The 500-nt window shown below is 66.2% G+C and carries 1 pseudogene; it reads right to left on the bottom strand.

From position 1 onward, the window contains the following. Positions 1-66: pseudogene (locus ABB30_RS16845) on the bottom strand (DUF3577 domain-containing protein); the annotation flags it as partial. Between the last annotated feature and the right edge of the window lie 434 nt (positions 67-500).

The raw sequence follows: 500 nt of genomic DNA, 5'->3' as shown, positions 1-500 counted from the left end.
CTGGATGTAGCCGATGCCCGAGGTGTGGAGGTCGAAATACGATTTCTCGTTGGACGTGGTGCTCATGGTGAATCTCCATTGGGATGAAGCGGAGACACACCGGCCCCACGCATGCGGGGAAAGGTGCGTAACCCCGCGGTGGGTTGATAAGGCGAAAGCATCCGCCACCAGAGACTGGTGGCCGCTCGCGGACGGATGCGGTGCGAGCTGGCTCGGTCACGCAGTGGGAACTGCGTCGCAACCTCGAAGACCGATGGTTGCCTGGCATGTCGCTGACAACGTCAGCAGGCATGGGGGCAGCATGTCCGGGCCTCGCGCGCGCGGCAGCAATCAATCGGCATCCGGGCGTTTCCCTTTGTCCGCACCGCCCGGTGCTTGCCACAAGCACTTAGGGCCGCGCAGGTGGTCGGGGGTGTCAGCGCGAGGACGGCTGGGGCGACTCCAGGCACCGCCGCCGCGCGTTCCGAGCAAATGCCAGCCGGCGGCGCGCAGGCTGGCAC

Source organism: Stenotrophomonas ginsengisoli, from assembly GCF_001431485.1.
Classification (GTDB): Bacteria; Pseudomonadota; Gammaproteobacteria; order Xanthomonadales; family Xanthomonadaceae; genus Stenotrophomonas; species Stenotrophomonas ginsengisoli.
This window is presented reverse-complemented; position numbering and strand designations above follow the sequence as displayed.